Source organism: Akkermansia muciniphila (assembly GCF_002884975.1).
Lineage (GTDB): Bacteria > Verrucomicrobiota > Verrucomicrobiia > Verrucomicrobiales > Akkermansiaceae > Akkermansia > Akkermansia muciniphila_C.
On sequence record NZ_PJKB01000002.1, the window covers coordinates 404,747 to 428,670 of the forward strand.

The following is a 23,924-nucleotide window of genomic DNA, read 5'->3' on the forward strand; positions in this document are numbered from 1 at the left end:
TGATGTATTATTGGGAAATGATACGGGCGCGGAATATTTCCATGGCGGCGTCAATCAGGGGGTCCGTATAGTAGGTGCTATCTTCATTCTCCTCTTTGACGGGTTCCCTGACGGCCGCAACGGGTTTTTCCCGGGAAGCCTGGGGTTTGGGGGCCGGAGCGGAGGCCGCCGGGGGCGGGGGCGCCGGGAGCGGGGCCAGTTCTTCCTGGACAGGTTCCGGAATGGAGGCATCCTGGCGGATGGAGATGGTAACGGGAGTGCCGCTGCGTTTGGAGAGGTCCGCTTCCAGGGCGGCGCGGAGAGGGCCGGAACCCAGACTGTCCATTCCCTGATGGTCGGAGGGGTGAAAGGAGACGGCCACAAATGCGCCGTCATGGCCGGAAAAGACGCTGTTTGCCAGAAAGTCCGCCTGCAGGGGGAAGTTGGCGGCGGCCTGTTCCAGCGCCGCTTTCCAGTCTTCCTCTGTGATGGTTCTTCCAGATTGAAGAACAGGGGACTGCGGCTCCTCTTTTACTGCGGGAGCAGAGGTGCGGGAAGGTGCGCTTGCTGCATCAAACAGGTTATCAAAGAAACTGCTCGTTCGCCTTTCCGGAGGCAGGCTTTCCTCAGGGTCCATGAAGGTGGGTTCCGGAGAATCCGGAGGGGATACCGGAGCATCCGAGATGGCGGAGGCGGGGCGCTGGGGTTCCGCCGGGATTTCAGGAACGGGTTCCTGCTGAGGTTCAGGTGCGGAATAAAGGGGTTCTTCCTCCGGAAGAGAAGGGGGAGGTTCTTCCTCCATGGCTGCTGCCGGGACCTGCGGTTGCGGTTCGGGTGCCTCTGCGGGAGCGGGCGCCGCCGGAGCACTGGCGGGTTCACTCTGCTGCACGGCGCTCGCCGGGGACGGTTTGGCCGGGGAAAAATCCGGAACCGGGTCCATCAGGTGCTCTTCCGGAGCGGGTTCCGGTTTTTCCACAGGAATGGGCGCCTGGACAGGTGCCGGAGGTTCCGGGGCAGGCGCTGTAACAGAAGCCGCAGGCGCCTTTTGTTCCTGGCGGTCAGAGGGCGCTTGTGCGGGGGCGGGTATGGAGGCGGTCAGCGGCGCGCCTTCCAGAGCCATGATAATATCACTGATGCTGGCTTCCGCCAGGGCGTGGACGGCCTTGATCAGGCCCATTTCCAGATGCAGCCTTTTATTGGTTGACCAGCGCATCTTGTCTTCCGTTTCCGCCAGGACTTCCACCAGGCGCAGAATCTTGTCCGTCTGGGTGCGTTTGACGAGTTCGGCGAGTTCCTCCTTGGAGGCTTCCGGGAGGGAGTCAAAGCTGGCTTCCGGATCCACCTTGGAGACCAGAATTTCACGTACGGCGGAAATGATTTCAGACAGGAACTGGCCCATGTCTCTTCCCGCCTCCGCCTGCTCATGCAGAAGGTGGAGCAGGGACGGGAGCTCCTTGTTCAGAATGAGCGCCAGAGCATGCGCCACGGTTTCCCGGGAAGTGATGCCGAAGATGTGGAGCACCTGTTCCTCTTCAATCTGGTTTCCGCAGAAGGAAACCAGCTGGTCCAGCATGGACTGGGCATCCCGCATGCCGCCGTCCGCCACCTTGGCTACGGCAAAGGCCGCTTCACGGCTCAGGCTCACTCCTTCCGCAGAAGCGATGTGGAGCAGGTGTTCCGCAATGATTTCGGAGGGAATGGGGCGCAGGTCAAAACGCTGGCAGCGCGACAGGATGGTCGGCAGAATCTTGTGGGGTTCCGTCGTCGCAAAAATGAATTTGACGTGGGGAGGCGGTTCCTCCAGCGTTTTCAGCAGGGCGTTGAAGGATTCCTTGGTGAGCATGTGCACCTCATCTATATAGACAATGCGGAAATTCCCCCGGCTGGGGGCAAAGCGCACATTGTCCCGAAGGTCGCGGATGTGGTCGATGCCGCGGTTGGATGCGCCGTCTATTTCAAGAACGTCCAGGCTCCGGCCCTCCGCGATCTCTTCACAGATGTCTTCATGCGGGTCAAAATCCACTTTCGGGCCGCCGCTGCAATTCAGGGCTTTTGCGAAAATTCTGGCAGTGGATGTTTTTCCCGTCCCGCGCGGTCCTACAAAAAGGTAGGCATGCGCGAGGCGATTGTGCTCAATGGCGTTTTTCAACGTCTGGACGACATGATCCTGTCCGAGGACGTCATTGAATGTCAGAGGACGATATTTTCTGGCAAAGACCTGGTAACTCACGGTTCAGAAAGACTAGAAGATGAGTCCCTGTTTGAAAAGAAAATAGAGCGTAATTGTTTTAAAATGTTGATAAGAGAAACTTTGCAGCCTCCCGTTACGAAGCTTTCCTGAAAAAAATATCAAGAAAACAATGAGGATGTCATTTTGATGTTGAAATGTGAAAATGTTCATGCCAATCTCACAAAAGTAACAGGAACCTTCTCATCTCTATTATTTCCTATGTGGGTCAAAGTATCAATTGCAGCCTTGGTCATAGCTCTTCTCGGCGGAGCCATGTATTATCTTGATAACGAGGAAGCTCTAACCAAGGAGCGTAAGGAATGCGTCTCTCGCTATAAGAACCTGAACGGTCTTCGCGGTGAGTTCACGGAAGAAAAGACAAAATATGTCGACTTCCTGGTGAAAAATGAAGGGTTGACAAACGATATCAATGCCTTAACCAAGCAGAAGGACGAGCTGGAAGCCAAGAATCAGGAGCTTGCCGCCGCCAACGAGGCCAAGAAAACGGACCTCCAGGCACAGCAAACCGCCTTGGCGGAGCTTCAGTCCAAGAGCAAGGACATGGAAAGCATCCAGGCCATTGCGGACAAGATCAAGGGATTGGAAGAAGAATCCAAGCAACTGGAAGTGGTCAAGCAGGCTGAACAGGGCAAGCATGACGCCATCGTGGCGGAAACGGAGCAGCTTGTCGTGAACAATGCGGCCCTTCGCCAGCTCAAGGCTGACCAGGATGCGCATCTTTCCCCGCCCAACCTGAAAACGCGCGTTTCCCAGGTGATTGATGATTTCAATGTAGTGGTAATTGACGGCGGCGCTGCCGATCTGGGCGTGGTGCCCGGTTCCAAGCTGGCCGTGATGAGGGACGGCAACAAAATTGCCGAGCTTGACGTGAACGCTGTTGAATCCCGTGTTTCCACGGCTACCATCCTCCCCACCACGGTAACCGCCGGCGAACGTGTTGAAGCCGGAGACATCGTTGTATCCGTCCGCCCGTAGTCCTTTCCTGGTTCAATACACTCCATACACTCTCACATACACACACAATGAAAACTGTCTTAGTAGTTTTATTGATTCTTGCAGCAGGTGCGGGCGCCTGGTTCTCCGGTCTCAGCGGCCTCTTCGGCGTCAACGGCCAGTACCAGGACTTCAAGGAAATGATCACGTACCGCAAGGTTCTGGACAAGGAAATCCGGAATTGGACGGGATTGCGCAATGACATGATCAAGAACCGCGGTCTGGCTGCGGAGGAAAACCTGAGCCTGACCTCCACCAAGGCTTCCGTGACGCAGCAGCGTGACGAACAGCTCTCCAAGGAAACGGAGCTGAAGGAAGAGGAAGTTCAGCTGAATGCGGACCTGTCCAAGATCAACAAGCAGATGGATGAACTCAAGGCCAAGCTGAACGACTTCGGCGTTTCCAGCGTGCAGGAAATCCAGGCGAAGATGGAATCCATGGAAGCTTCCAACAAAAAGCTTCAGGAAGACATTGACCAGATCAAGAGCGCGACGGAAGTGGCTGCCAAGAAGCGCGCCGAACAAGCTACCGAGTTGGCCGGACGCCAGAAGGAACAGGCTGAATACCGCGCCGCCCTCGCCAAGAATGGGGATGAATATCCCGTTCTGTCCGTGGACCCGCAGTGGGGCTTTGTAGTGATTGGCGCCGGACAGGGCAGCAACATTGACCCGAACACGATCCTGCTTGTCACCCGTGACGGCCGCAGCATCGGCAAATTAAAGGTCACTTCCCTGGAAAAAAATCAGACGGTGGCTGATATCGTCAAGGATACCGTGCCTGCCGGTATGAGCATCCAGCCCGGCGACATGGTGCAGCTTCTGCGCCCGGTGCAGTCCGCCAAATAAGGTTCTGCCGCGTATTTTCCTTGAACCCCGCTGTGCCCTCCGGCATAGTGGGGTTCAACTTTTTAAAAGGAAACGATGAAACGATTCACAGGTTCTCTTTTGCTCACGTCTTTCTCCCTTCTTCTTGTCTCTTCCTGCTCCTGGCTGATGGAGCCGAAGGAACATGAACGCATTCCGCAGCCCCCCCCCGGGGAGACAAAGAGTGCTCTCCCCCACAACAAGACTCAGAAATTCGAGGCGGAAGCCACCCTCGGACCGCTGGCTTCTCCACGACGTTAAAAGCGTTCAAATGACGGCGGGCGGTAATTCTGTTCTTTACAGCACCCGGCAAACCGGATACAACGCACCCCGATTTTCAAGCGGAGAGATGGCTGAGCTGGTCTAAGGCACTCGACTCGAAATCGAACGTAGGGCAACCTACCGTGGGTTCGAATCCCACTCTCTCCGCCACTTTTTAATGGAAGCCCGTCCTTGAGACGGGCTTTTTTGTCCCTTGGTGCGGGGAATATCCATCCGGGAAATACGGAGGAAGGTTATTCAATGATAGAGGGGGCGTCCTTTGATGGCTTCCTTGAGCCGCTCCCCGTTGGGATGGTTGTAGCTGTAGTAGTTCCTGGATGCCGTTTCGGTGGGTTTTCCGATGATGATATGGTCCAGGAAACGGACGCCGAGGAGTTTGGCGCATTCCCGGACGCGTTCTGTCAGGAGGTCGTCCGTGCGGCTGGGCGCCGGATTTCCGCTGGGGTGATTGTGCGCCAGAATGAAGCCGTAGGCGTTATGGATGACGGAAGGGCGCAGGATGTCGCGCGGGTGGGCAATGGATTCGTTCAGGGTGCCGCTGGAGATTTCCACAGGCTTGATGAGGCTGCATTTGGTATCCAGCAGCAGAACAAGCACGGTTTCCCTGTCCCTCCAGCGCATCGCGGTGGTCAAATAGTCGTAGACGTCTTCAGGCGTCTGGATGGGGCGCCGCATCATCGTTTCCCGTAGGGCCCGCGCGCCCAGTTCGAAAGCGGCGCTCAGCGTGGCCGCTTTCGCCATGCCTATTCCCTTGCAGATGTCCGCTATTTCCGCGGCATCCATGTGGGCCAGGGCATCCAGGGAGCCTGCGGACTGGATCAGGTCCGAGGACATGTCCAGTACGTTTTTTCCCTTGATACCCATCCGCAGGAAGATCGCCAGCAGTTCCGCATTGCTGAGGCTGTGCCTTCCCTGGCGCAGCAGTTTCTCCCTCGGCAGGGATTGGGAGGGGAGGTCCTGGAGTTTGCGGTAGGCCATGTCAGTAGCAGAGGCGTGCGGTGGAAAGGATGGCGGCGGGCAGATGGCGCAGCGTGTCCCCCGCCGTCAGGGTCTGCTGGGTGGAATCTCCGGAGGAGATGGCTATCTCGGAAGCACGGCCGCACAGGTAGGTTCCCAGAACGGCGGAGACCAGCAGTGATTCCCCTTGCGCCAGGAAGCCGCCGCAGACGCCCGCCAGCACGTCCCCCTGGCCGGCGGTAGCCATGCCGGGGCCTCCGGTGATGTTGTAAAAGAGGGGTTTTCCCCGCTGGGTGACGATGGTGCGGGCCCCCTTGTAGACCAAGGCCGCTTCGTGCTCCTCCATGAAGCAGTCCGCAATGTCTGCCCGGATGGCGCAGTTGTCCGCATCCGGCAGAAGGCGGCGGATTTCCCCATGGTGCGGAGTAGCAAGGATGTGCTCTCCCAGGCTCCACTGCATGGCGGCAGCCAGGTTCAGACCGTCCGCATCCAGAACAGCGGGAGTGCCGGTTTCCAAAATGAGGCGGATGGCCTCCGCGTCTTCCTCCGATACGGACCCGATGCCGGGGCCAATGAGGAAGGCGCTGAATGTCCGGAGGGATACGTCCGCATAGCTGTCCACGGGCCTGACCATGATTTCCGGCGGCATGGACGGCGCAATGAAGGGGTAGGCATCCCGGTGGACGTGCAGCGTCACCAGTCCTGCTCCGGCCCGGAGGGCGGCTTCACAGCACAGCCTGGCCGCCCCCAGCATCCCTTCCGACCCGGCAATGACGCCAATGTGCCCGCGTTTGTTCTTATAATCCGTATAGGGCCTTGCAGAGAGGAATTTGGTAAGCCGGGAGGAGGTGATGAGTTCTGTGGCGGGCAGGGCCTGCACATGGAGTCCGGGAAGGTCAATGCAGGCCAGGCGCCCCGTGTGCAGGGTGGCATCATCATCCAGCAGCCCCTGCTTGACGGCTCCTATGCACATGGTGAAATCCGCCTCTATGGCGTTTTCCTGAGGCATTCCCGTATCCGGGTCAATTCCCGTGGGGATGTCTATTGCCACGGTTCGCACGGCTCCGCAGCGGTTCCGCAGGTAATTCATTTCCGCGCAGAGGTCGGAGATTTCCTGGCGGAGCAGCCCCCTGGCGCCAATGCCCAGCAGCCCGTCCAGCAGGATCATGGGCTTTCCCGTCCGGGGCAGGGGGGCTTCCTGGTATTCCTGGGGCGGAGGGGAGATTTCCGCCAGTTGGCGGACGGGCAGTTCCCCCCATTCGGAACGTGGATAGGCAGCCCGGAATCCGATTTCCCAGCCGTGCTGTTTCAGGATGTTGAGGACGGTGAGGGCGTCCCCGCCATTGTTGCCCTTTCCCACATAGGCTACGCATAGCCCGGGAGCCGGAAAGAACTGCATGACGGCTTCCGCAATGCCGGCAGAGGCCTGTTTCATGAGGGCCCTGGCAGGCGTTCCGCTGACGATGAGCTCGCGTTCCGCGATCTGCATATTTTCCGTGGAGCAAACTTTCATGGCGCGTTGGTGGAGTCAGTCCGCACTCTACGCTAAAAAACCTTCTCCGGCAAGCCGGAGAAGGTTTTTCGTAAAAGGAGTGAATCCGGAACGGTTAACCGATACGGAAGGTGATGCGCGCCTTGGTCATGTCATAGGGGGACATTTCCATGCGGACCTTGTCGCCTACCACGATTTTGATGAACCGCTTGCGCATCTTGCCGGAGATATGGGCCAGCACTTCGTGCCCGTTGGGCAGGCGCACCTTGAACATGGTGCCTGCCAGCACGGCGCAGATGGTGCCTTCCACTTCAATCTCACTTTCGGAGTTTTCTTCCTTGGGCGCTGACTTGCTGAAATGCCTCCTGCCCTTGTGACGTCCTCCGCCTCCCTGCGGGCGCGGGCGGTTCGGTCCGCCTCCGGGGCGCGGGCCCCCGCCTGTTCTGGCTCCTCCCGGGCCAGCGGACTGTCCGGCCGGGCGCGCAGGGCCGGTGCCGCTTCCTGCGGGCCGGGGCTGTCCTGGACGGCTGCCGTTGCCGGCCGGTCTTGTGCTGCTGCCCGCCGGCCTGGGGCCGGGGCGGGAATTCTGTCCGCCGGTAGGGCGGTTGCTGGGTCTTGGATTCGGGCTGATAGGATTCTCCTTGTAAGGTTAAAATGAACGCGCGTGTACGAATTTTCGCGCAGGCGAATAATAGGCCATATTTCCACGAGGGCAAGCCCCGAATGTGAAAACGCCGCAATTAAGCCGCGATTCTCCGGGCAGAGGGGAAAAAAGCCTTCAAAAGGGGAGTAATAGAGAAAAAGTATTTGACATTTACGTGAATAATCATTAGGAATGCGCCCCCGAATTGGAAGATTACGGCAGGATGCCGAAAACCGAGAACGAAGAATTGAACCATGAAGACCTTCTCAGCCAAACCGCAAGAAGTAGAGCGCAAATGGTATGTTATAGACGCTGCCGACAAGGTGCTCGGCCGTGTTGCCGTTGAAGCGGCTAACATTTTGCGTGGCAAGAACAAGACAATTTTCACCCCCCACGTTGATTGTGGCGACTTTGTCATTATCGTAAACGCGGACAAGGTGGTGCTGACCGGCAACAAGGAAAACGCCAAGATTTACACCCGTTTCTCCGGCTACGTCGGCGGCAAGCAGGTGGACACTCCCCGGAAAATCCGCGCCCGCCGTCCCGAACTTCTTCTGGAACTGGCCGTCAAGGGCATGGTGCCTCACACCCGCCTGGGCCGTCAGCAAATGTCCAAGCTGAAGGTTTACGCCGGTGCCGGTCATCCGCATGAAGCCCAGCAGCCCACCGCCATCACTCTCTAACCGATTTTTCCAGACATGAGTCAGACAACCCCATTCAACGCCACCGGCCGTCGCAAGACCGCCATTGCACACGCTTGGCTTACTGAAGGTTCCGGCCGCATCACGATCAACCGCCGCGGTTTTGAAGAATACCTTCCCACCGTCCAGTTGCAGAACGCCGTTCTTCAACCCTTCCAGGTGACCAACACCATGAACAAATTCGACGTGAACGTCGTCACCAAGGGCGGCGGCATTCACGGCCAGGTGGGCGCTATCCGCATGGCGATCGCCCGCGCCCTGGTCCAGGTTGATGAAGCTTCCCGCGCCCAGCTGCGTGAATTCGGTCTCCTGACCCGTGATTCCCGCATGAAGGAACGTAAAAAGCCCGGTCGTCCCGGCGCCCGCAAGCGTTACCAGTTCTCCAAGCGCTAAGCTTGGCTGGTTGCGAAGGAACTGGTCCTACCATTTCTTTCTCGGAAAAGGAGTGCTCCCTGTGGAGTACTCCTTTTTCGTTGCCGGGGAGGCCGGTTATTGTTATGAAGGAGTGCCATGACGACAGAGCCTCAGGAAGACACAGCTACGGAACCTTCCCTGGAAGAAGAGAAAACTACAAGGTTTCTCTTCCCGCTTGCCCCTTTGCTTGGCGCGCCGCTTCTGCTCCTGGTGGACTCTTTTTTGAGACATTCCCATTACGCCAGTTTTAATGCGCCCAAGGTGGTCAAATACGGCCCGGGTTTTCCTTTTTTCCAGTTTGCGAGTGTTGCCTTGTATTTCTACCTGGCTTACGCAGCTTTTAAGAAAGGCCTTTCCGGCTGGGGCTGGGTGTTTGGATCCCTGGCGGTGGCGTTCAATCCCTTCCCGGCGTTTTCCACGGGGATCGTAGGTGATTCTACGGCATGGGGGCTGGCTGTAGTCATGGCCATCATCGTCATGGTGAAGGCCTTGATTGACCGGGAGTGACTGAGTATTGAAATTTACCGATGGTACGGCGTTCCCGCCAGGATGGTGTGGCAGCGGTATAGCTGTTCCAGCAATACGACGAGCGCCAGCTCATGCTGGAGGGTGAATTTGCTCAACGCCAGGATATGGTCACACCGGGAACGCAGTTCCTCCGTATGGCCGTCCGAGGCTCCGATGAGGAACGCGATGCGGCGCACGGAACGCATCTGCCAGTCCCGCGCCAGCTTGACCAGCTTCTCCGTAGTCCAGAGTTCTCCGCGTTCGTCCATGGCAATGCGCAGACAGCCCTCGCTGGCGGCCAGCAGGCGCTCTGAAACGTCTTTGGAGCTTCCGTCCCTGACGAGTTTGAGTTCCGCCTTGCCGAACGGCTTGAGGCGGTTGAGATAAAGTTCCACGCCTTCCCGGGCGTAGTTGAGGGCCGGCTTGCCCGCGGCCAGAATGAGGAATTGCATGTGAGGTCAGGCGTTGGGGGATGAGTTGAGATAATCCAGCAGGTTGCGCGCCCAGGTTTCCGAGATGCCGCGGATGGCGGCTATGGAGGCGGGGTCCGCCTTTCTGATGGCGGCCACGGATTTGAATTTTTCCAGCAGCAGGCTTTTTTTGGAGGCGCTCATGCCCGGAGCGTCGTCCAGGGCGCTTTCCCGCATGCGCTTCCGGTAAAGCAGCTCGTTGTACCCGTTGGCAAACCGGTGCGCTTCGTCGCGGATGCGCTGCATGAGTTTGAGGGCTCCCGTACTGTGCGGCAGGCACAGGGGCTGTGACTGGTGGGGGAAGAATATCTCCTCCCTCTGCTTGGCCAGGCCCACGATGGGCATGTCCCCCAGTCCGATGGCCTCCAGGTCCGCCAGGGCGGAGGAAAGCTGGCCCTTGCCGCCGTCCACCACCACCAGGTCCGGAACCTTGATGGGGGCTTTCCCTTCCGCGCTGAGTTTTTTGAGCCATTGGTACAGGCTCATGCCTGCGGGACGGGAAGCCACGGCGTCACTTTCCGCCAGAATGCGGGAATAGCGCCGCCGGATGACTTCCGACATGGAGGCAAAGTCATTCTGGCCGTCCACGGTGCGGATGCGGTAGCGGCGGTACGCCTTGTTGTCCGGCCTGCCGTTGGTGAACCGCACCATGGAGGCTACGATGTGGTTGGAGGAGACGTTGGAAATGTCAAAGCATTCCATGATAGCGGGGGGCTCTTCCAGCCCAAGGGCCAGCCCCAGTTCCTTCATGTCCTCCGCCGGACGCACGGTGCCGGGCAGGTTGGGCGTTCCCTTCTGGAACCTCCGCGCGGGCTCCAGCACCTTGACCAGGTTGTCCCGGATGTCCCGCAGGTAGGCGGCGCGTTCAAAGTCCAGCTCGTCGGAGGCCTGCATCATCTCCCCGGTCAATTCGTCCAGGGCGCTTTTTTTCCCCGTTCCTTCCAGCAGGCGCACCGCCTGGTCAAAGTTCCGGTTGTAGTCACTGGCGGAAATGCGGCCTATGCACGGGGCGGAGCAATTGCGTATCACGTCCGCATGGCAGTGACGGAAGTCGTTGAGGCCGGGATTCCTGGCCTTGCAGGTCCGCAGGCGGAAGTGCCTGTTAATCCATTCCTGCGTGGCGTACAGCGCCTGGGCATGGACAAAGGGGCCGAAGTAGCGCGCCCCGTCATCCTTCCGCACCCGCGCCAGCTGGAAGCGCGGCAGTTGCTCCCCCTTGGGGATTTTCAGCAGGGGGTAGCGCTTGTCATCCTTCATCTGGATGTTGTAATGCGGGCGGTACTGCTTGATGAGCTTGCTTTCCAGCAGAAAAGCCTCCTGGTCGTTCCTGGTTTCAAAGTAGTCGAATGACGCGATGGCGTTGATGAGCGCCCGTGTCTTGTGGTTGGAGAGGGTGGCCCCGGTGGGGGAAAAGTAGTTGCCCAGGCGGCGGTGGAGGTCCTTCGCCTTGCCTACGTAAATGGTATTCCCCAGGGCGTCTTTCATGATGTAAACGCCGGGTTTATGCGGGGTTTGCCTCCAGAGTTCCTTCAGGGATGGTTTTTCACGATCTGCCACGGGGGTTATTATGCCATATGCGGCAAGAAATGAAACTGCGGAAACGTACTGCATTACGGCTACTTGGCTTGCCTAGGAAGACATCTTCTGTATAATCCCCTACGTCTTTTGTATGAATCCTGTACCGTTTACCACGCTGGCTGCCGCCATGGACTTTGTGGTGGGAGATAGAAACTATCCCCTCTCCGAGCTGTTTATGAAAGGCGGCTTCATCATGTGGCCGCTGCTCCTGTTGTCCATCGCCGGAGTGGTGGTGCTGGTCATGTGCTGTTTTTCCACCCGCGCCTCCGCCGTTCTGCCCACCAAGCTGGTGGAACAGGCGGAATCCTTCATCCGCAAGAGGGATTACACGGGCTTGTCCATCCTCTGCAAGGATGGGGATTCCTGTTACGCGCGCGTGATGCTGACGGTAGCCAGTTTCATGCTCCGCAATCCTTCCGCCCAGTTTGAGGAGGTAAGGGAAATAGCGGCCGCGGAAGGCGGACGGCAGGCGGGTTTCCTGAGCCGCCAGATTTCCTGGCTCTCGGACATCGGCGCGCTGGCTCCCATGCTCGGGCTGCTGGGTACCGTGGTCGGGATGATGAAAACCTTCTTTGAGATCGCCAACGGTGATTTCTCCGGCGGCAAGCAGCGCATTGACATGGCCGGCGGCGTGGCGGAAGCCCTGATCACCACGGCGGGCGGCCTGATGCTGGGTATTCCCGCCATTCTGGCGTATGTGTACTTCCGCAGCCGGGTGCACAAGCGCGTGGGGGACCTGGAGGCCGCGGTAACGCACAGTGTTTCCGTAGTCGCCACCCAGCTCCAGAAGCCGCGCGCGGGGGCGTTCCATGAGGAGGAACTCCCCAGAGTGCCCGTGGACCCCACCTCCCTGCGCGACGTGCGCGGGCTTTAACAGGAAGCGGCTCCGCTCCCAACACCGGAAAAACGTATGAAATTCCATTATAAAATGCCCAATCCCATCGGGTTCCAGCTGGCCCCCATGCTGGACATTGTTTTTCTGCTGCTGGTGTTTTTCATCGTGACCCAGACGTTTGAGGATGACGAGCCGGACCTTTCCATCAACCTTCCCTCCGCGGAGACTCCCAAGCCTGGTGAAAGCGTTTCCAATGAAATCACCGTGAATATCCGGAAAGACGGCACGGTGGTCATCAACCGCCAGCCGTACACCATGCCGCAGCTGGAAGACAAGCTTCTTTCCGTCGCCCGGCTGGATAAAACCATGCTCGTCCGCATCCGCGTGGATGAGAAGGCGGAATCCGGCGTGGTGGTGCATGTGATGGACGCCTGCCTGAAGGCCGGCCTGAACAACGTTTCCTTTTCCACGCGGCCTCCGGCTCCGTCTTCCGTCAATGTTTCCAACCCCCAAGCTTCATGAAAGCGTTCCTTTTCGTCAATGCAGGTTTAATGGCCCTGGCCGCGTTTGCCGCCGCGCAGGAGAACATCCCGGACGCCGCTCCCGTACCGGACGGCCCGCTGGTCGCCAATCCGGAGCAGGATACCCTGGACATGGCGGACATGCTGTACAAGCAGGCCCAGGAGCCTGCCATGAAGGGAAATCCGCAGGAACACGGCCGCCTGCTTGATCTGAGCCTGCGCAAGTACCTGGAATTTTCCCAGCGCTTCCCCCAGTCCGCCCAGGCCCCCCTGGCGGAGTACCGCGCCGCCATGTGCCTCACGGAACTCGGAAGGAAGGCGGACGCGCATGCCCTGTTCCGCAGGCTCACCCAGACGGGCACTCCGGCCCTGATCGCCGCTTCCGCCTACCGTCTGGCCACGGCCGCTTCCGCCGCCGGGGAGGCGGAAAAGGCCATCCAGTATTACCAGCTCGTGGTCCGCAATGCGGAACAGAATGACTTGAAGGTGGACGCCCAGTACCGTCTGGGGCGCCTTTTTCTTTCCAGCGGGAATCCGGAAGGCGCCGCCACCATGTTCTGCGCGGTGATGGGCAATCCGCAGGCTGACGGAAAATTCGTGCTGGTGTCCCGGATGGGGTATGCCGCCCTGTGCGCGGATACGGGCCGGCTGGGCGAAGCCTATTCCGAATACCGCAAGGTGCTGGAAACGCCCGGCGTGGATGACCGGAACCGGGGTATTGCCACCCTCCAGGCCGCCATGCTGGCTACCAAGCTGAAGAAGACCGCGGAAGCCCAGGTTCTTTATGAACGGCTCTTGAAGGATGAGTCCCTGAAGGAAATGGCCCCGGAGGCCCGCATGGGGCTGCTCCTGGGATTGTACAACATGGGCAAGTACAAGGAAATCCTTTCCCAGTACGCGCAGCAGAAGGACATGAAGATGCCGACCAAGGAAGGAGAAGTACGCCTCCTGATGCTGCTGGGCCAGTCAGCCTACAAGCTGAAGGAATACCAGAAGGCGGCGGATTTCTTCCTGGAAGCGGAAAAGACCGTTCCTTATACGCAGGAAGCCATGCAGGCCTCCTTTTACCGTCTGCTGTGCTATAATGAACTCAAGCAGAAAGACCTTCCGCAGCGTGCGCAGAGTTTTCTGAATCATTATGCCAAGGCCTTTCCGACCAGTGAGCTGCATGACCTCGTGCGCCTGATGGCCGCGGAGAATCTGTTTAACAGCAGTCCGGCGGATGCCGCCCGGTTTTATGCCAGCATTGATTTTGACAAGCTGCCTCCCAAGATGCGTGCGGACATTTTGTACAAGAGCGCATGGGCCATCGCCCAGGCCGGGAACCGGGAAGTGGCCGCCACGCTGTTGACGGATTTCATCAACAAGTACCCGCAGGACCCCCGCATTTGCGAGGCTCTGACCCTGCGCGGCGACATGTACGCCAAAACCAAGAAGGAGGCGGAAGCCCTGATGGATTTTGACAGGGTGATCGCACGCTGGCCCAAGGAGGAATCCGCCGCCGCCGCATGGCAGCGGGCGGCCCAGATTTATGCTGGCCGCCAGGATATGGTGAACATGGCGAAGTACTATGAAGGCCTGATCCAGAACTTCCCGAAGGCCTCCCCCGCCGCCCTGGCGGAAGCCCACTTCCTGCTGGGCCGTGCGGCGTTTGACCAGGGGGATTTCAAATCCTCCATCAGCCACATGGCGGAGGCCAAGACGCTGGACCCCCAGAAATACGGAGAGCAGGTGAACGTGCTTTCCGTGCTTTCCTATCACAAGCTCCAGGACGTGAAAAAATTGAAGGAAGCCCTGGAAACCCTCCAGAAGGAAAACCCCTCAGCCGTAGCCCGCGTGCCCGACGTCATTCCCGCGTGGCTGGGCCTTCAGGCCTACGGCATGAAGGATTTGGAAACGGCGGACAAGTACATGACCTGGGCCACGCAGAATGACCAGCTTCAGAACGTGAAGAAGGTGATCTGGCGCAATCTGGCGAAGGTACGGCTGGCTCTGAAAAAGTATGACCGCGCCCTGGTGGCCTCCAATAATTTCCTGAAAGATGAGGACCAGCCCTACCGCCGGGCGGACGGCTTGCTGGACAAGGCCTCCATCCTGCTGGGACTGGGCAGGTATGCGGACGCCCGGAAGACGGCGGAGGAAGCGCTGGCGCTGGGCGTGGAAGGCCCTCTGATGGCCTCCCTGAAAATCATTCTGGGAGACATTTCCTATGCGGAGAAAAAGTTTGATGAAGCGGCCAAGTATTATGGCGTTACGGCTGAATTGTTCGTCAATGACGCCGAACTGAAGCCCAAGGCCCTGTTCAAGGCGGCGGAAGCGCTGGACAAGGCCGGCCGCAAGTCGGAGGCTTCCCAGTACCGGGCGCGCCTGCAGAAGGAGTTCCCGGATTGGAAGCAGGATGAAGAATCACTGCCCCCGGACGCCCGCTAGGCGTCCTGATCATTGGAACCGGAATGGAGAACAGGCGCAAAAGATGGTATGATCTGTTCGGATTGCTTCCCCGCAATCTGGGCCGCATGCTGCTGTGGCTGGGGCTCATTCCCATTGCCTTCATCATTGTCCTGCTCGTGTACGCCTGGAGGGCGGACCAGTATGAACTGGACGAAGTGCTGGCCCCGCTGGAAAACTGCGCCGCGTATGACCGCAACGGCCAGTGGATAGGCACCCTGACGGACCATGACCGGGTGTACGTGGCCCGCAATGAACTGCCGGACAATCTGGTGAACGCCTTCATTGCGCGTGAGGACGAAGCCTTTTTTGATCACGGCGGCATCGTGTATTCCTCCATTATCCGCTCCATCTGCCGGAACCTCACCACGCTGTCTTATGCCCAGGGGGCGTCCACCATCACGATGCAGTTGGCGAGGAACTGCTATGAACTGGGGGGAAAGACCCTGGACCGCAAAGTTCTGGAAATGGCCGTGGCGCGCCGCATTGAGGGAAAGTACTCCAAGGATGAAATTCTAACGGCTTACCTGAACCGCATCTACTTCGGCCAGCAATGCTACGGCATTGCCCAGGCGGCGGACCTGTACTTCGGCAAAAAAGTGGCGGATCTCACGCTGGAGGAATGCGCCACGCTGGCCGGCCTGGTGCGCGGGCCGTCCATCTACAACCCCGTTTACAGTCCGGAGGCGGCCGTCAAGGTGCGCAACGCCACGCTGGAAAGGATGCTGGAATGCAATTTCATCACCCAGGAGCAATTATGGCAGGCATCCCGTGAGCCGATGACGGTAGCGGGAGAGAAGGAGGCCCGGCCCGGCTCGTACCCCATCCTGGTCATTTCCCGTGAACTGGGGGACATGGACTGCTGCGACGAGCAGGAGGGGACCTCCAGCATTTTTGTGATGACCACGCTGGATCTGGAATTTCAGCGCATGGTGGAGGAAATAAGCGAGCCCCAGCTGACCGCGCTGGAACATTCCCCCGTGTGGTCAGGACTGCCCAGGAGGGTGGATAACCAGCTGAAGAATTGCGTGCAGGCGGCCGTGCTGTGCGTGGACTCCCGCAAGGGGGACCTGCTGGCCGTGACGGGCGGACGCTCCGCCCTGGACGGCGTGGACCGGTGGCAGACCATGGTGATGCCCGGAGACCTCTTTACCCCCATTGTCAACGTATGCGCCGTGGACCAGCGCAGAACCGTCATCCGCAGCAGTCCGGAAGTCACCGGGCGCGGGGTAGGGTTCAATACGGTGATAGAAACGGCGCAGAAAGCCGGCTACAAGGGAGACCTCCCCCGTTCCCCTGAGCTGTATGCCGGGAGGTTCCGGGCTCCTCTGGCGCAAGCCGTCAATGCGCTGTATTTGATCGGCAACGACGGGCGCAACGTGCAGATATCCTCCGTCCGGCAGGTAGGCACCACCAAGAAGAACCTGGTCATGGTGAATGCGCCCTCTCCGGAGGAAAGCCGCCGTGAAATCCTGCCGCGTGAATCCGCCCATCTGGTGGCCGCGCTGCCCCCCTTCCGTTATGACGAGCGCTCCAGGAAGACGTTCGTCAATGTCAGGCTGCCGGAGAACACGGGGAATTTCTCCGCCGTCATGGGGCGTTATTTCACGGTGTTCGTCTGGGTGGGCTTTGACTCCCCGGAGGAGGCCGTTTATAAAAAGAAGGGGGTGGCGGCTGCTCTGGCAAAAACCTCCGCCGCGCTGGCCGGGGAAGTGTATGACCGGGCGGAGGAAAGCCGGAGGAAAGCAGCCCGGGAACGGAAGGAAAAGGAAGCCCCCGCAGAACAGGATTCCTGACGAAAGCAAATTTTCTACAATAGACCATATCATGAACCACTCACCTGAAATGACCACGGCCATTCTGGCCGCCAAATCCGCCGGAGCCTTCCTGAAAAAGCATTTTTATGACAGCAAGAAAGTGGATGAAGCCAGCCAGAACGATATTAAGCTGGAGCTGGACAAGCTTTCCCAGAAATTGATTACGGAGGAAATTCTCTCCGTGTTCCCCACCCATGCCGTTCTGGGCGAGGAAGGGTATACCGGAGACCGCAACAGTGAATATGAATGGATTGTGGACCCCATTGACGGGACGGTGAATTACTTTTACACCATTCCCTGGTTTTGCGTCTCCATCGCCCTGCGCCGCCGCGGGGAAGTGGTGCTTGGCGTGATTTACGATCCCATGATGGACGAATGCTGGCATGTGGAAAAGGGAGGAATTCCGTACATGAATGACCAGCCCATGCATTGCAGCCGCCGGGAGCGCATGGCGGAGGCCGTGGTGTTCGTGGGCCACGGCAAGACGGACGGCTCCAAGGAAAAGGGGATTGAACGCTTCGCCAAAATCGCCTGGCAGGTGCGCAAGGTGCGCAACAACGGCTCCGCTGCGCTGGCCCTGGCCTACATCGCCTGCGGCAGGTTTGACGCCTATGTGGAGAGCGTCATTTCCATCTGGGACATCGCCGCCGGCGTTCTGCTGGTGGAGGCCGCCGGAGGGAAGGTGATTCTGGAACCCAAGGAGGATAACCCGGAACAGTTTGCCATTATCGCCTGGAATGGCCGCATCCCGATTGAGAAGGCGCTGGACGAATAACCTGAACACCCTGCCGCAGTATGAAAGACATGATTGCCCTTACCGGGCTGGGATATGATATCCACCGTTTTGCGGAAGCCCCGCGGCCCCTCATGCTGGGGGGCGTGCACATTCCTTCCGCCCGCGGGCTGGACGGCCATTCCGATGCGGACGTCCTGTGCCATGCCATTGCGGATGCACTGCTCGGTGCGGCCGGATTACCGGACATCGGCTACTGGTTTCCGCCGGGAGACCCCTCCTGCAAGGATATTTCTTCCCTGGAGATCGTGGCGAAGGCCGTTTCCCTGATCCGGGAACGCGGCGGCCGCGTGGTGAATGTGGACTCTTCCCTGATTGCGGAAGCCCCGCGCATCTCCCCCTATCTGGAACAGATGAAGGGAGCCCTGGGAAGCGCGCTGGGCATCTCCCCGGCGCGCGTGGGAGTGAAAGCCACCACCAATGAACAGCTCGGCGCCCTGGGGCGCCGGGAAGGCATCGCCGCCTTTGCCGTGGCGGCTATTTTGATGCCGGAAGATTTACCCACGCCATAAGGCATCACTGCCGTATTTTTTTGGAACCCTTTAAGCAGAAGGGAAGCATGGCTTTTTGTACCATGGGCTGGGGATCAATCTGTAGAGCTGCATACGGATTATGAATCCGGGGTCAACCCACAAATTTGATTGAAAATCCTTTAATGCAAATTCACCACGGCATTTCCGGATGCCATGCACATTGAAATGATGCTTCCCGGCTTTCGCATATGCCGGTATGGGAGCGTAATAACGGTTTCTTTCCATAAGGGCCGGGAGGCACTTGTTCCCAGCGGGGCAACTATCAAAAGATACGGTGGAAGGTCAATATGGCGCGGTTTGAAGGGAAATATTCAGCAGGGCACGGAGGCGTCCCGGTTTTCGTTCCTGAAATCTTTTCTGAAGCGGCGCGGAAGAGTATTTCTCCCTTTCTCCTCCTGCAACGGATTCATAATCCGCTAAGGTGGTTTCAGTGGGTGTTTTGGCATTTTTTGCCGGGCCGCTCCAATTAGCTACACAAAAGATATATGACGAGAAAAACCGGGCTTCTCCGAGTGGGGAAGTCCGGTTTTTTCATCAGGCGCGGCGACGGGCGCAGGCGTTTCTTTTTTCCGGCGGCAGCTTTGGCGCAGTGCGGTTCCCATCATCTCCCCCCTATAAAAAATGCGGCCGCGTGAACGGCCGCATTTGCGGGAAAAAGAGAGCTGAATGCGCGCCTTTATTTCTTTTTAGGAGTAATGTTGCGCATGTTGTGGCCCTTGCCCTTGCGCTGCTGTTCCTCCAGGGCCACGCGCTGCTGGTCCATCATCCGCTGGAAGAAGCCGGGCTTCTTCTTTTTGGCGGCGGTGAGCACGGGCATGGGAAGGCGGCGGATCAGGGCCGTCTGGCCGATGGATATAAGGTTCTGCGTGGTCCAGTACAGGGCCAGGGCGGAAGCGAAGTTATAACAGAACAGGAAGAACATGACGGGCATCAGGTTCATGATGATGCGCTGGGAGCGTTCTCCCGCCTGCGGAGTCATCCGCATCTGGATGATCATGGTCACCGCCATGATGAGGGGCAGGATGTTGATCGGAATGCCGAACAGGTGGCCTACGGTGTCAGGCAGGGACAGGTCCGTCATCCACAGGCAGAAGGGCTGGCCCCTCAGTTCCGCGGAGTACTGGAGGACGCGGTAGAAGGCGAAGAAGATGGGTATCTGGATGAGCATGGGCACGCAGCCGCTGGCCGGGTTGATGCCGTACTTCTGGTACAGCTTCATCATTTCCATGTTCACCTTCTGGGGTTCGTCCGGATATTTTTCCTTGAGCTTGGCCATTTCCGGCTGAACCAGGGACATGCGCTTCATGGCCATGTAGGACTTCTTGTGCAGCGGCCAGATGAGGGCGCGGACGACGATGGTCATGCAGATGATGGCCACGCCCCAGTTGCCGAACCATCCGTGGAAGAGGTTGAGCAGCCAGTTCATGGGCACGCTCAGGAAGACGAGCCAGCCGTATGCCATGATGTCGCTGATGGCGGGGTAGGTGAGGTTCAGGTCGCGCAGGTAGGCGTTGAACTTGGGGCCCGTGTAAATGTCGTACGTGAGCGTCTTGATCTCGTTGGGCGCCATCGTCAGGTTGGGAATGCCCATGGCTACGGTGACGCCGGGCACCAGCGTGTTGTTTTCATGAGCCAGCGGGAATTCCTGGCGGGTGGCGTACACGGTGGAGCCGTTGGACTTGTCCTGGGGAAGAAGGATGGTGGCGTAATACTGGCTCATCACGCCGGCATAGGTCAGGTCCTGAAGGGGGCCTTCCAGAACGCGGGCCTTCGCGGTGCTGAAAATGCCGCCCGTGAAGTAGGAGGGCACTTCCTGCTCCAGGGAGCCGTCCGCATGGTAAAAGAAGTGGGTGTAGGTGTCCTTGGGTTCGCTTTTGGCGATGGGGTAGGCGCTGCCGCCGAAGATGCCCATGTAGCGCAGGTCCTGGACATTGGAGGATTTGTTGAGCAGGGAGACGGTCAGGCGGATAAGGTACTTGCTGCCGGGCAGTACGTTTCCTTCCAGATTTTTGACGGGGTGCAGGGTATAGGTCTTGGAGATGAAAAGCTGCCGTGCGGCGTCATAGCCTTCCAGAGTAACGGAGTCTGCCGTGCGCTTGACTTCCCGGTATACCGTGTTGTCATAGGAGGGGTCCTGCGTGGCGTCCATGTTGAAGACGAGTTCGCCTATTCCCCTCTGCTGGGCTTCGTTGATCGTGATGTTGTGGTCCGCGACCTTCTGGGAGTCCACAATGTCGTTGTGGAGGGTGACGGCGCCGATGGAGCCGCCTATGCGGTTGAAGGTGTATGTGATGAATGGCTCCTGCTTGCCGTCCGTTTCCTGCGTTGCCGTCAGCGTGATCGGATTGCTTTTGTCTTCTTCCAGAGCCTTGGTAACGGAAGTCTGTTCCGGCGTGGCGGGTGCTGCGGGCGTTTCAGCGCCGGGCGCCGGAACTACGGCGGGAGCGGCAGCTGTTTGCTGGGCGGGGACGGGGGCTGCCGGGACGGGCTCTTCCTTTTTATTGTTGCCCATGTAAATGTTCAGGCCCAGAAGGGCGGCGCAAACGCCTATGATGATCCATGCTGTGCGATCCATAATGTGATATAGCTTGATTGAAGTTGGTAGGGGGAGAGAAAGGTAATTTAACGCGGCGTGCGGGCCGGAGGGACGGGATCATACCCTGAACCGCCCCACGGGTTGCATCTTAAAATGCGCCATGTTCCAAGAAGAAGGCCGCGCCATGCCCCGTGGAGCCGGACGGCCTGAATAAAGTATTGGGAGCAGGTGGGAGTATAGCGGCAGCCGCTGCCGGGGCCCCCCAGTGCATGCAGGGGAGCGCTGATGAAGGTTTGATAGCCCTGTACCAGGGCAATGAGCAGCCATTTCATCATGCGTTGTCTTTTTCCCGGGAAAGAAGTTGCAGCTTGAGTTTGCGGGCGGCTTTTTGCCAGTCCCGCTCCAGGTCGGCATAGCTGGCTTCCACGGCCCGCCAGCGGAGGACGCACACCAGGTGCACGCCGTTTTCAAAGGGGGCGCCGTGCTCCCTCAGGATTTCCCGCACGCGCCGCCGCAGTTTGTTGCGGACGACGGCGCAGCCGATTTTCTTGGTGCAGATGATGCCGAATTTGGAGGGGGCCTCCGGATGTTCCAGCGGGGCTGCACTTAAAACAATAAGCCGACCTGCTACGGATGGTCCCTCGTTGCGTACCCGGGCAAATTGAAATGCCCTGGTCATGCTTTGTTGACGAGTAAGACGCATCTCCCGCGGGTCGGCCCGTGAAAAGAAGTTCCAAGGAGGCGTTAACCGAGTCCTGGCGGCTGAATTAACGGCCGTGCTGGATGGTGTGGCGCTTGTACTGGATTTCGGCTCCCTTGGGAAGCAGGCGCTTGCGGCCTTTGGCGCGGCGGCGGCGGATAATGTCTGCTCCGTTCTTGGTAGCCATGCGTGCACGGAATCCGAACTGACGCTTGCGGCAACGCTTGGATGGTTGATAAGTCCTCTTGCTCATGATGTTGAAAGATGCTTCTTGTGAATTACTAGATTCAGTGCCGTCCGTCTAAGCGGCCTATGCACAACCGGACGGAAAGGATAACTATTTTGGCTGTTTTGTCAATCCGTCAGGCGATTAAATTGCCGTTTTTCTTGCGGAAGGAACTGTTTTTTATGATATTTATAATTGATAATCAATAACTTTTTCTTTTAAAGAAAGGCGCTTGTTTTACAGAAAGAGCAGTTCCGCATACGTGGGGACGGGCCACAGGTCTGCGTCTGTCAGGCCCTCCAGCATGTCAATGGTGCTTCTCAGATTGTCCATGCCGGACTGGATTTCCTTCGTGCTGGCGCGGTCTACGGCCTGGCGGAGTTCCTTCACCTGGGTGGGGAGGAGGTCCAGCAGCGTGCCGATCTGGTTGGCGCGGTCCACAGTGGATTTCATGCCTGCCTTGATTCCGGCGGCTTTCATCTGGGCGATGGCGGTGGTGAGCTGCGTGAGCTGCTCCGTCACGGCGGGAATGTACAGGGTTTCCACCATCAGCAGGGCGGTTTCCGCTTCAATGCTAATTTCCTTGTAGAATATTTCCGTCTGGATTTCATGGCGGGCGTGGAGCTCCACGGGGCTGACCACCTTGTATTTTTCAAAGAGGGCCTTGGCCTTGGGCGTTTCCAGGGCGTCCAGGGCTTCGATGGTGCCGGGAACGTTGGGGAGCTTGCGGCGTTCCGCTTCTTCAATCCAGGCTTCGCCGTAGCCGTCCCCGCTGAAGAGGATGCGCTTGTGCTTCTTGATAATGCCCTGGAGGTGCTTGTTCAGCGTGGCGTGGAATTCCTCCGGTTTGTCCTTCACGGGTTCCAGAAGGGTGCAGATTTCATCCAGGCTTTCCGCCACGATGGTGTTGAGCACCGTCATGGGCCAGGCGCAGGTCTGGGAGGAGCCTACGGCGCGGAACTCGAATTTATTGCCCGTGAAGGCGAAGGGGCTCGTACGGTTGCGGTCGGAGGCGTCCAGCGGGAACATAGGCAGGGTGTCCACGCCAATGTTGATGGTCTTCAGGGTGCGTGCCTTTTTGGTGCCGCCCTTTTCAATCTGCTCAATGATTTCATCCAGCAGGTCTCCCAGGAAAATGGAGATGATGGCGGGAGGCGCTTCATGGGCGCCCAGGCGGTGCTCGTTGCCGGATTTGGCGACGGAGGCGCGCAGCAGGTCCGCATGTTCGTCCACGGCCTTGATCGTGGCGCAGAGCAGGGTGAGGAAGATGGCATTTTCCTGCGGGCTGGAGCCGGGGTTCAGCAGGCTGCCGTAACCGGGCGCGGAAAGGGACCAGTTGTTATGCTTGCCGGAGCCGTTCATGCCGGAGAAGGGCTTTTCATGCAGCAGGCAGACCATGTCATGCTTGTTGGCGGTTTTCCGGAGCACTTCCATGACCAACATGTTGTGGTCCACGGCCAGGTTCTGGCTTTCAAAGATGGGCGCGATTTCAAACTGGCCCGGCGCCACTTCATTGTGGCGCGTTTTGGCCGGAATGCCGAGCTTCCAGAGGGCTTCGTCCACGTCCACCATGAATTCCAGCACGCGGTCCTTGATGGAGCCGAAGTAGTGGTCTTCCATCTGCTGGTGCTTGGGGGGGACGTTGCCGAAGAGGGTGCGGCCGCACATCATCAGGTCCGGCCGCAGGGCATAAAGCTGCTTGTCCACCAGGAAGTATTCCTGTTCCGCGCCCAGATCCGCGCTGACGTGGATGTTTTCCGGCCCGCCAAAGCAGGCGAGCAGCCGCCTGGCCTGGCGGGTGACGGCGGTCATGGACCGCAGAAGGGGGGTTTTTTTGTCCAGCGCCTGCCCCTTGTAGGAGCAGAAGGCGGTGGGGATGCAGAGGGTGGCTCCGTTTTCCGTGCGCTTGATGAAGGCGGGGCTGGTGGGGTCCCAGGCAGTGTAGCCGCGCGCTTCAAAGGTGGCGCGGAGACCGCCTGAGGGGAAGCTGGAGGCGTCCGGCTCTCCCTGCACCAGGCTCTTTCCGGAGAACTTGAGTTCCAGGTTTCCTTCCGGGTCCACGTCCACGAAGGAGTCATGCTTTTCCGCCGTGCTTCCGTTCAGAGGCTGGAACCAGTGGGTGTAATGGCTGGCGCCCTTTTCCAGGGCCCACGTCATCATGGCCTGGGCCACTTCATTGGCAATGTCCGGGTCCAGCTTCTCGTCCTTGCGGATGGTCGCCAGCAGTTTTTTGTAAACGGGACGCGGCAGGTAATCGCGCATGGTCTCCATATTGAAGACATCCTGACCGTAAATTTCCGCAATAAAAGTTGCGGCGTCGCCAACATCGGAAGGTGGGTTTGTATGCATCTTGGTAGGGAACGCGCCAAAAGGCTCGGAATCTAC

At 58.7% G+C, this 23,924-nt stretch carries 22 protein-coding genes and 1 tRNA gene; 12 read left to right on the forward strand and 11 right to left on the reverse strand.

From position 1 onward, the window contains the following. Positions 1-7: 7 nt before the first annotated feature. Complete coding sequence (gene dnaX / locus CXU21_RS12580; RefSeq protein ID WP_102725647.1) at positions 8-2,209, reverse strand: DNA polymerase III subunit gamma/tau; 2,202 nt, start codon at positions 2,207-2,209, stop codon at positions 8-10. A 246-nt stretch (positions 2,210-2,455) separates the two neighbouring features. Here dnaX and CXU21_RS07845 point away from each other — a divergent pair, with 246 nt between their 5' ends. The 3 genes from CXU21_RS07845 to CXU21_RS07855 all read left to right on the forward strand — a co-directional run bounded on the left by CXU21_RS07845 (position 2,456) and on the right by CXU21_RS07855 (position 4,518). Then, positions 2,456-3,205, forward strand: a complete 750-nt coding sequence (locus CXU21_RS07845) for a hypothetical protein (protein ID WP_146016808.1) — start codon at positions 2,456-2,458, stop codon at positions 3,203-3,205. Between the two features lie 47 nt (positions 3,206-3,252). Then, on the forward strand, positions 3,253-4,068 hold the full coding sequence (locus CXU21_RS07850; RefSeq protein WP_146016810.1) for a hypothetical protein: 816 nt from the start codon (positions 3,253-3,255) through the stop codon (positions 4,066-4,068). Between the two features lie 361 nt (positions 4,069-4,429). Further along, positions 4,430-4,518 (forward strand) — tRNA-Ser (locus tag CXU21_RS07855). An 87-nt stretch (positions 4,519-4,605) separates the two neighbouring features. Here CXU21_RS07855 and radC read toward each other — a convergent pair. From radC to infA, 3 genes are all read right to left on the reverse strand, one after another. Beyond that, positions 4,606-5,346, reverse strand: a complete 741-nt coding sequence (gene radC / locus CXU21_RS07860; RefSeq protein WP_102725648.1) for a RadC family protein — start codon at positions 5,344-5,346, stop codon at positions 4,606-4,608. Between the two features lies 1 nt (position 5,347). After that, positions 5,348-6,838, reverse strand: coding sequence for an NAD(P)H-hydrate dehydratase (locus CXU21_RS07865; protein ID WP_102725649.1), 1,491 nt, complete (start codon positions 6,836-6,838; stop codon positions 5,348-5,350). Positions 6,839-6,932: 94 nt separating this feature from the next. After that, entirely contained in the window at positions 6,933-7,133 is a 201-nt protein-coding gene (gene infA / locus CXU21_RS07870) for a translation initiation factor IF-1 (protein ID WP_031930865.1), read from the reverse strand. A gap of 581 nt (positions 7,134-7,714) precedes the next feature. Here infA and rplM point away from each other — a divergent pair. From rplM to CXU21_RS07885, 3 genes are all read left to right on the forward strand, one after another. Then, entirely contained in the window at positions 7,715-8,143 is a 429-nt protein-coding gene (gene rplM, locus CXU21_RS07875; protein ID WP_102715472.1) for a 50S ribosomal protein L13, read from the forward strand. 15 nt (positions 8,144-8,158) lie between these two features. After that, a complete protein-coding gene (rpsI, locus tag CXU21_RS07880) occupies positions 8,159-8,554 on the forward strand; it encodes a 30S ribosomal protein S9 (RefSeq protein ID WP_102715474.1) in 396 nt (131 codons plus the stop codon). Between the two features lie 117 nt (positions 8,555-8,671). Next, positions 8,672-9,082 carry a hypothetical protein gene (locus CXU21_RS07885; RefSeq protein ID WP_102725650.1) on the forward strand — a complete coding sequence of 137 codons (411 nt, stop codon included), beginning with the start codon at positions 8,672-8,674 and terminating at the stop codon, positions 9,080-9,082. A 14-nt stretch (positions 9,083-9,096) separates the two neighbouring features. Here the strand turns inward: CXU21_RS07885 and CXU21_RS07890 are convergent, their stop codons facing one another. Together CXU21_RS07890 and CXU21_RS07895 are read right to left on the reverse strand one after the other, a co-directional pair. Next, the gene (locus tag CXU21_RS07890; protein ID WP_102715478.1) at positions 9,097-9,534 is read right to left on the reverse strand and encodes a 23S rRNA (pseudouridine(1915)-N(3))-methyltransferase RlmH; all 438 of its coding nucleotides are present in this window, start codon (positions 9,532-9,534) and stop codon (positions 9,097-9,099) included. Positions 9,535-9,540: 6 nt separating this feature from the next. Beyond that, a complete protein-coding gene (locus CXU21_RS07895) occupies positions 9,541-11,109 on the reverse strand; it encodes an excinuclease ABC subunit UvrC (RefSeq protein WP_257997374.1) in 1,569 nt (522 codons plus the stop codon). Between the two features lie 112 nt (positions 11,110-11,221). Here CXU21_RS07895 and CXU21_RS07900 point away from each other — a divergent pair, with 112 nt between their 5' ends. Genes CXU21_RS07900 through ispF form a run of 6 tightly spaced genes read left to right on the forward strand, consistent with a single transcriptional unit; the run spans position 11,222 to position 18,056 of the window. Next, a complete protein-coding gene (locus CXU21_RS07900) occupies positions 11,222-12,004 on the forward strand; it encodes a MotA/TolQ/ExbB proton channel family protein (RefSeq protein WP_102715481.1) in 783 nt (260 codons plus the stop codon). Positions 12,005-12,040: 36 nt separating this feature from the next. Then, positions 12,041-12,487: an ExbD/TolR family protein gene (locus CXU21_RS07905; RefSeq protein WP_102715483.1), complete on the forward strand. Its 447-nt coding sequence runs from the start codon at positions 12,041-12,043 to the stop codon at positions 12,485-12,487. Further along, entirely contained in the window at positions 12,484-14,916 is a 2,433-nt protein-coding gene (locus tag CXU21_RS07910; protein WP_102725652.1) for a tetratricopeptide repeat protein, read from the forward strand. The genes CXU21_RS07905 and CXU21_RS07910 overlap by 4 nt, the downstream gene beginning before the upstream one ends. Before the next feature lie 23 nt (positions 14,917-14,939). Next, a complete protein-coding gene (locus tag CXU21_RS07915; RefSeq protein WP_102725653.1) occupies positions 14,940-16,730 on the forward strand; it encodes a transglycosylase domain-containing protein in 1,791 nt (596 codons plus the stop codon). Positions 16,731-16,761: 31 nt separating this feature from the next. Further along, positions 16,762-17,526: an inositol monophosphatase family protein gene (locus CXU21_RS07920; RefSeq protein ID WP_102725908.1), complete on the forward strand. Its 765-nt coding sequence runs from the start codon at positions 16,762-16,764 to the stop codon at positions 17,524-17,526. Positions 17,527-17,546: 20 nt separating this feature from the next. Then, the gene (gene ispF, locus CXU21_RS07925; protein ID WP_102715489.1) at positions 17,547-18,056 is read left to right on the forward strand and encodes a 2-C-methyl-D-erythritol 2,4-cyclodiphosphate synthase; all 510 of its coding nucleotides are present in this window, start codon (positions 17,547-17,549) and stop codon (positions 18,054-18,056) included. A 697-nt stretch (positions 18,057-18,753) separates the two neighbouring features. Here the strand turns inward: ispF and yidC are convergent. The 5 genes from yidC to CXU21_RS07950 all read right to left on the reverse strand — a co-directional run bounded on the left by yidC (position 18,754) and on the right by CXU21_RS07950 (position 23,888). Beyond that, on the reverse strand, positions 18,754-20,652 hold the full coding sequence (gene yidC, locus CXU21_RS07930) for a membrane protein insertase YidC (protein ID WP_102725654.1): 1,899 nt from the start codon (positions 20,650-20,652) through the stop codon (positions 18,754-18,756). A 47-nt stretch (positions 20,653-20,699) separates the two neighbouring features. Beyond that, positions 20,700-20,948, reverse strand: a complete 249-nt coding sequence (yidD, locus tag CXU21_RS07935; RefSeq protein WP_102725655.1) for a membrane protein insertion efficiency factor YidD — start codon at positions 20,946-20,948, stop codon at positions 20,700-20,702. Then, positions 20,945-21,292 carry a ribonuclease P protein component gene (rnpA, locus tag CXU21_RS07940; protein WP_180972520.1) on the reverse strand — a complete coding sequence of 116 codons (348 nt, stop codon included), beginning with the start codon at positions 21,290-21,292 and terminating at the stop codon, positions 20,945-20,947. Before rnpA ends, yidD begins: the two co-directional genes overlap by 4 nt. Before the next feature lie 88 nt (positions 21,293-21,380). Continuing rightward, on the reverse strand, positions 21,381-21,566 hold the full coding sequence (rpmH, locus tag CXU21_RS07945; RefSeq protein ID WP_012420297.1) for a 50S ribosomal protein L34: 186 nt from the start codon (positions 21,564-21,566) through the stop codon (positions 21,381-21,383). Between the two features lie 210 nt (positions 21,567-21,776). Next, the gene (locus CXU21_RS07950; protein ID WP_102725909.1) at positions 21,777-23,888 is read right to left on the reverse strand and encodes a glutamine synthetase III; all 2,112 of its coding nucleotides are present in this window, start codon (positions 23,886-23,888) and stop codon (positions 21,777-21,779) included. Positions 23,889-23,924 lie beyond the last annotated feature (36 nt).

What these genes read in the sequence shown, in the direction of transcription:
- CXU21_RS07865 (WP_102725649.1), bottom strand. Translation starts at nt 6,838, where the DNA reads ATGAAAGTTTGCTCCACGGAAAATATGCAGATCGCGGAACGCGAGCTC.
- CXU21_RS07850 (WP_146016810.1), top strand. Translation starts at nt 3,253, where the DNA reads ATGAAAACTGTCTTAGTAGTTTTATTGATTCTTGCAGCAGGTGCGGGC.
- rplM (WP_102715472.1), top strand. Translation starts at nt 7,715, where the DNA reads ATGAAGACCTTCTCAGCCAAACCGCAAGAAGTAGAGCGCAAATGGTAT.
- CXU21_RS07905 (WP_102715483.1), top strand. Translation starts at nt 12,041, where the DNA reads ATGAAATTCCATTATAAAATGCCCAATCCCATCGGGTTCCAGCTGGCC.
- rpsI (WP_102715474.1), top strand. Translation starts at nt 8,159, where the DNA reads ATGAGTCAGACAACCCCATTCAACGCCACCGGCCGTCGCAAGACCGCC.
- CXU21_RS07900 (WP_102715481.1), top strand. Translation starts at nt 11,222, where the DNA reads ATGAATCCTGTACCGTTTACCACGCTGGCTGCCGCCATGGACTTTGTG.
- CXU21_RS07920 (WP_102725908.1), top strand. Translation starts at nt 16,762, where the DNA reads ATGAACCACTCACCTGAAATGACCACGGCCATTCTGGCCGCCAAATCC.
- radC (WP_102725648.1), bottom strand. Translation starts at nt 5,346, where the DNA reads ATGGCCTACCGCAAACTCCAGGACCTCCCCTCCCAATCCCTGCCGAGG.
- ispF (WP_102715489.1), top strand. Translation starts at nt 17,547, where the DNA reads ATGAAAGACATGATTGCCCTTACCGGGCTGGGATATGATATCCACCGT.
- yidD (WP_102725655.1), bottom strand. Translation starts at nt 20,948, where the DNA reads ATGATGAAATGGCTGCTCATTGCCCTGGTACAGGGCTATCAAACCTTC.
- CXU21_RS07910 (WP_102725652.1), top strand. Translation starts at nt 12,484, where the DNA reads ATGAAAGCGTTCCTTTTCGTCAATGCAGGTTTAATGGCCCTGGCCGCG.
- CXU21_RS07885 (WP_102725650.1), top strand. Translation starts at nt 8,672, where the DNA reads ATGACGACAGAGCCTCAGGAAGACACAGCTACGGAACCTTCCCTGGAA.
- CXU21_RS07915 (WP_102725653.1), top strand. Translation starts at nt 14,940, where the DNA reads ATGGAGAACAGGCGCAAAAGATGGTATGATCTGTTCGGATTGCTTCCC.
- CXU21_RS07950 (WP_102725909.1), bottom strand. Translation starts at nt 23,888, where the DNA reads ATGCATACAAACCCACCTTCCGATGTTGGCGACGCCGCAACTTTTATT.
- yidC (WP_102725654.1), bottom strand. Translation starts at nt 20,652, where the DNA reads ATGGATCGCACAGCATGGATCATCATAGGCGTTTGCGCCGCCCTTCTG.
- rnpA (WP_180972520.1), bottom strand. Translation starts at nt 21,292, where the DNA reads ATGACCAGGGCATTTCAATTTGCCCGGGTACGCAACGAGGGACCATCC.
- CXU21_RS07890 (WP_102715478.1), bottom strand. Translation starts at nt 9,534, where the DNA reads ATGCAATTCCTCATTCTGGCCGCGGGCAAGCCGGCCCTCAACTACGCC.
- rpmH (WP_012420297.1), bottom strand. Translation starts at nt 21,566, where the DNA reads ATGAGCAAGAGGACTTATCAACCATCCAAGCGTTGCCGCAAGCGTCAG.